Below are 7,982 nucleotides of genomic sequence, written 5' to 3' on the forward strand. Positions count from 1 at the left end.
GCACCGCGGGCCGGCGGTCGACACCGGCCGGGAGCGCGAGGTGCCCGATCATCGTCAAACCGTCGGCCGGGTACTCGACCGTACGCGTCGTAATCATCGTCATGAGGCTGGACTGTAGTGATCGTCGAGCCCGGTCCGGCCGGTGTTCTGCCGCTGGCAGAACAGCACGGGTGTCCCTCTGAAATACGGGACGGGCCCGGCGCTCAGGGCTTCAAGATCATCCCGTTGCCCCTTTGGCGCGTATCTCGGTCACACCCCGAGTCCGGCCCAGCGGGTTGACCACGAACCCGCGGGCCCAACCGCCAGAATCAGGAGATCCACCCGTGGGTTCGCGGTGAACAACCTTCAGTTTCTCTGAACCCGCGGACCTCTACGGCCGTGGGGACCAATGGAACAGCCAGTATCGGTGAGATTGATCATGGTCGGCTAGCACAGCTCTCCCCGGCCGCGCTGGGCTTCACGGGAAGATCGTCGATCACCGGTGAAGGGCGGCTACCGTCCGGCGCCTGCCGGTGGAATTTCTGACTGATGAGCAGGCCGAGGCGTACGGGAAGTTCGGTGAGGAGCCGACGAGGCCCGAGCTGGAGCGCTTCTTCTTCCTGGACGACGTGGACCGGGACCTGATCGCGCTGCGGCGTACGAAGGACCACCGGCTCGGGTTCACGCTCCAGATGTGCACGGTGCGGTGCATCGGGCTGTTCCTGGAGGACCCGCTGGCGGGGCCGTGGCCGGTGGTTCGATCACCTGGCCGCGCAGCTCAGTATCGAGGACCCGTCGTGCGTGAAGCGGTACACCGAGCGTCGGCAGACGTTGTACGACCACGCGTGGGAGATCCGGGACGCGTACGGCTGTCAGTTGGCCTCACGGGCAAGTCGATCCGCCGGCGCCTGCCCAACAGATGTGGAGCCTGAGCACGCGCAAAGCGTGAATGTCGCCCGAGGCACGCCAGGGCATCGACGTCAAACTCCCGCCCACTCACCGGCCAGTCCATGTCGGCGCACGGAAACGGGATCTCACCTGCAAGATCGGTTCAAGAGGGAGACCCTAGTTGAAACCCGCAGCGGCACGAGCGGCGAGTAGTTGTGCCTCTTTGCTGACGTTGGTGTCCCAGGCTGTGCCATCGGGAGGGCCAGCTCCGTAACGTACGGCGGCGCCGTGCTGGGCGGCGCGGGCAACGATGCCGGGCACAGCCCGTTCCGCAAGAGCTGCGACTGTTAGGGAGGGGTTGACAGTCAGCGACGTAGGAATGGCAGAGGCATCGGTGATGAACAAGCCTTTGTAGCCGCGCAGTTCATGGAAATCGTTCAGAGCGGAAGTGGTGGGGTGATCACCCATCCGGCAGGAAGAGAGAGGGTGGGCAGTAACAGCCCCGCCGAGGAACTCTTCACTCCAGGCCGTCACGGTGGACAGGCCATCCCGCTCGAAGAGGTCTCTGAGTCTGTCGTCGGCGAGGTCCCAACCGCGGCGGGTGCGTGAGGTGGGATGGTACGCCAGTGCGCTGCGTCCGAGACCAGGCGCGATCCGCACAAAGCTGCCGGTAAATGGAGGAGGACCAAAGGTACCTTCGTTGTCGTCCTCTGTCATGGCCAGCAGCGTAAGCCAGGATCGCCAGCGGCCGCGCATATTGCGCTTGGCGATGCCGAACCAGTCCTCATGTACGTCGGATACTGAGGCCAGGGTGTTGGTGATAGGAGGGAAATAGATCTGCTGCAGCGTGCACCTGGTGAATTCCGCAGCCTGGGGGTCGAGATAGTCGAACGTTGCTGCGGTGATGGGCTTACCTATATGCATGGCATCATACGCGGCGCCGCCAGGGCGGCTCAGACCAAGGACTGTGCGGACTCTGTCTTCATTGAGGACAGCGACACTTACTCGGTCACCGTTGCCTGAGAAGTGCATCCCTACCGCTTCGGGGACACCCCCGAGCAGCCGCGCAGAGCGTTTCAGGATGACCGGTGTTCCAGCAGCGCCGGCGGCCAAGACGACTACTTTCGCGTGGATGGTTTCACCAGCTCCGCTAGGCGTGTAGTCGCCGGGATCAAGGTTCAAATAGGTTACTGCGTACTGGTACCCGACGAGGGGGGAGCGACATAACGTCTGAGCCTCGCTCAGAGGACGGACTTCAGCACCGTGAGCCTGCGCTGCGGGGAGGTAGTTCAGCAACAGAGATCTCTTGGCGCCGAAGCGGCAGCCGCTAAGCATCCAGTTGCAGTTGCGGCATCGGCGCTCCTCAACAGCCAGCGGAACCGGGTTGCAAGTACGGCCCGCGTTCGCGCACGCTGCGGCCAGAACGCCTCCTGCGTATGAGATGTCGTCCCACCCCTGCCGGGCAACGGGCAAAGCCTGTTCCGCCCGGTCGTACCAAGGGTCAAGCCCCTCGCGGGTGTGGGCAGCGGGCCACAGGCGATGTCCTGAGCTGCCGCGCCGGTCGAAGACGAAGGCTGGAGCCCGAAGCGACGCTCCGAAGTAGACGACGCTTGATCCGCCTACGCAGTTGCCGGCGACGACTGAGATGCCGTCTCCCTTTATGACATCAACAATGCGGTTGTAGCTGCCTAGTTGGAGGTTATGGGTGAAGTCGGCAGGGTTGATGTACGGGCCGCGTTCAAGGACGGTGACGCGTGCGCCTCCGGCTGCCAGATGGTAGGCGGGGATTGCGCCACCGAACCCGCTGCCAATGACCAGCACATCGGTTGTCTGCTGCGTCATGCCGGACTCCCCGAGCTGGTGGTATTCGGGTGCAGGGGGGCGAGTGCCCGGCCGTAGGAATAGGCGGAGTAGCTCCAGGTGCCGCCCGGTCCAGGCGGTGGGAATCCCAGTAAGGCCAGACCAGGATGGCGGTCGGCTGCCGCGTCGGCAGTCGGTAGGTAGGCGGCCGTGTCGAAGGCCAGGCCGACTATGAGGCTGAGTGCCTGCCAGATCTCGCGGTCCGGTCCGTCGCTTTGAACAAGTTCATGTATGAGGTTGGCCCGGTGTACGAAAGGAAGCCCTACCAGCGCGGGCCGGAAGAACGGCAGGGAAATCAGGTGGACGACGGCGTACTTGGCGGCCCGGGCATTGAGCAGGGCACCGATGTCGGGAAGAAAATGCCGTAGCGGGAGGGCCTCTGAGGCGAGCGTGTTGAGAGCACCTGCCTGTACAGCGCCGGCTCCTGTGACGACACCGGCTATCGGCCAGTCGGTGACGTGGCGTCGTTGTCCTGGAATAAGGGTGTCGGCGAACGCCTCAAGGGTCTGGACCGTCCAGTCATCCAGCCCACCGTGGGCCGCAGCGGTTGCTACAGATGTGCTGCTGAAAAGTGTCACCAGCGCTGCACCGGCCGCACGCGCAATGGCGCGGCGGCTGGGCCCCTGCTCAGTCGGCATAGCGCTCACCTTCTAGCCGAGCAGAGAAGACTTGAAGCAAGCGGCTGCATCACACCGCTCTCTCCGGCCTCGTCGCCAAAGGCCGCGAGGGCGGCTGACAGCTCCGGGAAGTATGGACGCAGAGCCTGGACGGCATCCCCGAGGCCAGCGCTGAGCCCGCCGACCTTGAAGTTGGTCAACCGCACTGCCCCGAGGCCCAGGCCCTTGTCGAACCAGTACTGACCATCCCAGGCGACAAGAGGAACCGACCTTGGGGTCGCTTGGACACTCCAGTGATCACGCTGGTAGTAGCGACAGCTGGGGATGGCGATGGCGATGCGTGCAGGCTCAGCGGCCAGGAACCGCAAGGCACCGCCGTTGCTGAGGGTGATGTCTCGCTTCTCGTACTCGACACAGACAGGGTCGTTGAGGAAGAGCCACCAGGGCGGTGTCTCAGCTTCGCCATAGTGAATCCACTCACAGGCATCCGCAAAAGCCGGTTCGCTGTAGCTGCTCGGCCCTTCTTCAGCTGATGGCACGGCAGACGCAGCAACGGCAGCTGGTGACAGGCAGGTCAGCACGACCGCAGTGCCCCAGACAGCGAGTTGTCTCAAAACGCGGGTCATGGGCTCTCCATGCAGAGTGGGGTGAGCAGTGCATGACACGGTGCACCGAGAGAATGGCAGTGCACTCCCGCCTGGCACAAGTCTGGTGCACTGACTCATCCACCTGCCTCACCGTGCTGCGTGGACCGTGCTTGAGCAGGAGGAGCCGGCCGGATGAGCTCGACGGGGCTCAGAGATGGATCTTCCCCCACCTGGCGCGGAGTTCTCGCCGGTCTGCTACGCCGATCTTGCGGTAGATCCGATACAGGTGATTTCCAACGGTGCGTGGGGATAGGATAAGTGCATCTGCAATTTCTTTGTCACTGAGACCTCGGGATACAAGACCGGCAATTTCTCGCTCCCGCGCCGAGAGGTGGTTCACTTCGGCCAGCATGCGCAGTGCAGGAGTAACTGCTCCTTCGCAGCGGGAGGAGAGGCTTGCGGCCTGCTGCCGGGCAGCCGTGGAAGCCCTGTCGTTTCCTAGCCGTGTGTATAGGCGGGAAAGTTCGGCGTATGCTTCTGCCGCATAGAGATTGGCTCCGCAGGAAGCGAATGTGGCTGCTGCCCGCCGCAGCAGGCTCACATCACTCGATGCGATTGCCTTGGCGAATCCAACCTTCGCCCCAAGATAACTTCCCTGTAATGGAATTTCCCAGAATTCTGTCGTGTGGTGAGAGAACCCAAGGCGTCCCATCTCGTGAACCAGCCGTGCAACTTCACCGTACGCTTGGCGCCGCATCTGTGATCCTGCTTCAGTTAAAAGAATCTCGGCAGCCTGGTTAAATTTGGAGTTACTGACTTCCTGCCAGGCGTTGACGACAGCAGCATTGCTGGATAGATGGCCGAGCCCGTCTCCCGCTAAGACTTCCATGCCTGGGGCTTCGACTACCCATTCCCCGGGAAGAAGGTGGCGTGCCAGCAGTTCAAGCACTCTGCCTTTCCATTCGAGCACTTCCCAGCCCGTAGAGTATGCATCGGAGAGACTCAGGTATTCAAGGGCCGTACGAGGTAGCCCCATTTCGAGGAGTGTCTCCCCCAGGAATAACCCTCGACGGGCGTCTGAGTGGGAATTACTGCCGCTTAGAGACCTGTTGTACTCCGTGCTCAGGAACCGGGCAGCTTCATCGAGGCGGCCCAGTTGGGCGAGAGCTATGCACCGCATGTCCTCAAGATGTTCAGCGTACAGAAGAAACGGTGTGCTCCTATTGGAATCTGCAGGGTTCTGTAATTGCTCGCAGATATCCAGGGCGTCTTCTGGCCTTCCCGCTCCGCACAGGGACGCGCTCACGAAGACGGCAGCCTCGAGTCGGTGAGACGGATCTTCGTCGCTCAGGTACTTGCTGAGATGATCGATGCAGCCCCGATAATCACCCCGTAGGTACATTAAAATTCCCTGGCATCGGTTCTGTTCGACCTCAGTCAGATGGCGGAAGCGCGTCTCCGCGTCCCGATGCATACACTGGAGCATGAGGCCACGTGCCGCGATTGCCTGTAATTCATCAGCGTCGTCGGGAGCCTCATCGGCGATAGCACATGCGGCGGAGTGATTCCCTAAGGATATGGAAATCCGAGCGAAGAGAGAAGCTGCTTTCGGGGATTTATATTTCATCCATGCCGCGTATGAGAAGTCAGCTGCTGCGTGAAGGTCGTTCCGAGAGTGAGCGAGCTGGCAAGCGAACAGCAGGTCACTCTCCGTTAGTTCTCCTGGCGAGACCTCTGCACGCCACGCCAAAAGGCGGAGCTGATCTTCGTCCGCCAAGCCATTAGGGTCACGCGAATACACATCTATGAGCTCGCGGATGTGAGCACGCCTGCGTAAAGGCTTCTGCAGCTGCCGGATGCCGCACGCAATTAGTGGGTTCGATATGGATATGCGAGACCCGTTGCTGCGCGCAAGAGCGCGGGATGCATCTGCCGGAGAATCATCCAGGGCGATGAGGCCCGCTTGCTCTAATTCCAGAAGCGTATCTGTGCTTGCCATGCATTCCAGCATCCCCAGAGGGGCAGATTCGGCAATGGAGATCAGAGCGGCTACCCGGCATGCCGCACCGCTCAATGAATCTAATAAGCGAGCAACTACCTCACGCAAAGGCGGAGGCAAGATGATAGTGAAATTCATGGAGGGAGCGCTTCGGAGGCTTTGGTCTCCGTTGAGGGAAGCCTTCACGAGTTCCCTTAGGATGAGCGGATTTCCACCTGAAAGCAGCGCCAGCTTTTGTGCGCGGTGCGTGGTAGGGTGCCCGTTTATCCATAAGCGGGCAAGACGATGGCTTTCTTGAAGAGGGAGAGGGGAAAGGTCAACGCGGCGAACGTGCTCGTCCTTCCAGAGAGCCATCAAGGCCTCGCTGCTTGACCTCTGCATGTCCGCTGACACGAGGAGCATCGCTGTCTTCCTGCGCGCTATTTCGAGCAGAACTTCGGCAGTCTCCTCTTCAAGGTCATGTGCATCGTCGACAATTACTAGAGGGCGCCTGCTGGGAGGGGCGATAAGAAGACGGTGAATATGGTGTGGATTTGCTGGTCCATCGAACGTAAGAAATTGTGGCTCGGCGGGCCGCGGTAGATGGCCCATATACATAGCGCGAAGGGACGTGGGTCGCAGGAACAAGGTCCGTGGAGGGTTATTCGACGCGCGTAGATGAGCTAATATGTCATCGACAAGGCGTGTCTTTCCCACTCCGGGAGGGCCGGAAATCAGCGAGCCTGACTGGGTGCCGACTGTGCCGGAAAGAGATTTGAGTGATCGTGTTAACTCTTGATTTCTTCCGACCATCTCTACCCGGCCCAGTAGATCGTCTACCGAATTCCATTCAGGCATTGCAGGCTTTGCCTTCCGTTTTCCTTGACTGGTGCGCTAAGTTTACGTAAACCCGCTGCGTATTTCCCAGTCAATAGAGGGCCACTTCGATGAAGTATGCGTGATATTGCCAGCCGCGTGTACAATCCAGCATCCGTTCAGGGTGTCCGTAACGGCTGGGGTGCGCCTGAGTAATCAGTGCTCAATCGAGTCGGCGACGCCTAGAGGACCTAGCTACCTGGGGCGCCTGATGCATGTCCCAGAACGGGTATGTACCAGAAAATGAGGTACTGACGCGGCCGGGCGGGACCCGCCGCTAGGCCGTTTCCTTCGGATCATATTGCTGACCAGATGAAGATGGCGGCGAGGTGGAGTCCGGCGAGGTAGATGGTGGCGGTGTTGTCGTAGCGAGTGGCCAGGCCGCGCCACTGCTTGAGCTTGTTGATGCAGCGTTCGACACTGCACGAATGCGGGTGTGTCGCCGGCCTGGCCAGGCGTGAGAACGAACGCGAGTGGCCTGCAGCGGCTGTCGGCGGCGAGGTGGATTTTGGTGGTCAGTCCACCGCGGGAGCGCCCGAGGGCATGGTCGGCCGGCTCGTCGGCCGGGGCCCCTTTTGACAGGCCCCGGCGGCGTGCTGGTGGGCGCGGACGATCGTGGAGTCGACGGCGACGACCCAGTCGAGGTCGCCTTCGGCCGGGGCGAGCAGGGCGGTGAAGACCTTCGCCCAGGTCCCGTCCGCAGCCCACATGCGCAGGCGGTTGTGGGCGCCTTTCCACGAGCCGAAGTGCTCGGGCAGGTCCATCCACGGCGTTCCAGTGCGGTACTTGGACGCGATCACATCGATCACCTGCCGGTGATCACGCCACCGCCCACCCCGCCGAGGTGTCCGGTCCGGCAGCAACGGCTCGATGCGTGCCCACTGGGCGTCAGTCAACTACACACATCAACCAAACGATCCGATGATCTGAAGGAAACGGCCTAGACCCGTGCACGGTCCGGTTCCGGCTTCAGAAGCTGAGTCGTGGAGCAAGCCAGCTGCGGGTGCCCGCAGGGAAACACACCTCGCGCCGCATGAGACCAGGCTGAGCAGACGACTTCTGATGTGCCATGTGAGAAGTGCTCGTTACCGTCGGACATTCCCTAGTCTTCTGAGTCAGGAATTCTGTTCAGATGTGTAGGCTGGCTCCATGGCACGGACCGGGCGGCCGAAGGCCGAGTTAAGACTGTCGGACGAG

5 protein-coding genes and 2 pseudogenes are annotated in these 7,982 nt (G+C 61.5%); 1 reads left to right on the forward strand and 6 read right to left on the reverse strand.

The window, feature by feature from the left end:
* Positions 1-103: pseudogene (locus ACF08N_RS37340) on the reverse strand (dienelactone hydrolase family protein); the annotation flags it as partial.
* A 403-nt stretch (positions 104-506) separates the two neighbouring features.
* Here ACF08N_RS37340 and ACF08N_RS37345 point away from each other — a divergent pair.
* Positions 507-846, forward strand: a pseudogene (locus tag ACF08N_RS37345) (DUF4158 domain-containing protein); the annotation flags it as partial.
* 198 nt (positions 847-1,044) lie between these two features.
* Here the strand turns inward: ACF08N_RS37345 and ACF08N_RS37350 are convergent.
* The 5 genes from ACF08N_RS37350 to ACF08N_RS37370 all read right to left on the reverse strand — a co-directional run bounded on the left by ACF08N_RS37350 (position 1,045) and on the right by ACF08N_RS37370 (position 7,681).
* Entirely contained in the window at positions 1,045-2,709 is a 1,665-nt protein-coding gene (locus tag ACF08N_RS37350) for an FAD-dependent oxidoreductase (RefSeq protein WP_392329165.1), read from the reverse strand.
* Positions 2,706-3,365: a DUF5987 family protein gene (locus ACF08N_RS37355; RefSeq protein ID WP_392329166.1), complete on the reverse strand. Its 660-nt coding sequence runs from the start codon at positions 3,363-3,365 to the stop codon at positions 2,706-2,708. The genes ACF08N_RS37350 and ACF08N_RS37355 overlap by 4 nt, the downstream gene beginning before the upstream one ends.
* A gap of 5 nt (positions 3,366-3,370) precedes the next feature.
* Positions 3,371-3,970, reverse strand: coding sequence for a hypothetical protein (locus ACF08N_RS37360; protein ID WP_392329167.1), 600 nt, complete (start codon positions 3,968-3,970; stop codon positions 3,371-3,373).
* Between the two features lie 169 nt (positions 3,971-4,139).
* Positions 4,140-5,930, reverse strand: coding sequence for a LuxR C-terminal-related transcriptional regulator (locus ACF08N_RS37365; protein WP_392329168.1), 1,791 nt, complete (start codon positions 5,928-5,930; stop codon positions 4,140-4,142).
* Positions 5,931-7,300: 1,370 nt separating this feature from the next.
* A complete protein-coding gene (locus tag ACF08N_RS37370) occupies positions 7,301-7,681 on the reverse strand; it encodes an IS5 family transposase (RefSeq protein WP_392329169.1) in 381 nt (126 codons plus the stop codon).
* Positions 7,682-7,982: the final 301 nt, after the last annotated feature.

The sequence above is a fragment of the Streptomyces sp. NPDC015127 genome (assembly GCF_043080095.1).
Lineage (GTDB): Bacteria > Actinomycetota > Actinomycetes > Streptomycetales > Streptomycetaceae > Streptomyces.

Excerpts from the sequence above, each read along its gene's own strand:
- ACF08N_RS37365 (WP_392329168.1), bottom strand. The coding sequence starts at position 5,930 with ATGGCAAGCACAGATACGCTTCTGGAATTAGAGCAAGCGGGCCTCATC.
- ACF08N_RS37355 (WP_392329166.1), bottom strand. The coding sequence starts at position 3,365 with ATGCCGACTGAGCAGGGGCCCAGCCGCCGCGCCATTGCGCGTGCGGCC.
- ACF08N_RS37360 (WP_392329167.1), bottom strand. The coding sequence starts at position 3,970 with ATGACCCGCGTTTTGAGACAACTCGCTGTCTGGGGCACTGCGGTCGTG.
- ACF08N_RS37350 (WP_392329165.1), bottom strand. The coding sequence starts at position 2,709 with ATGACGCAGCAGACAACCGATGTGCTGGTCATTGGCAGCGGGTTCGGT.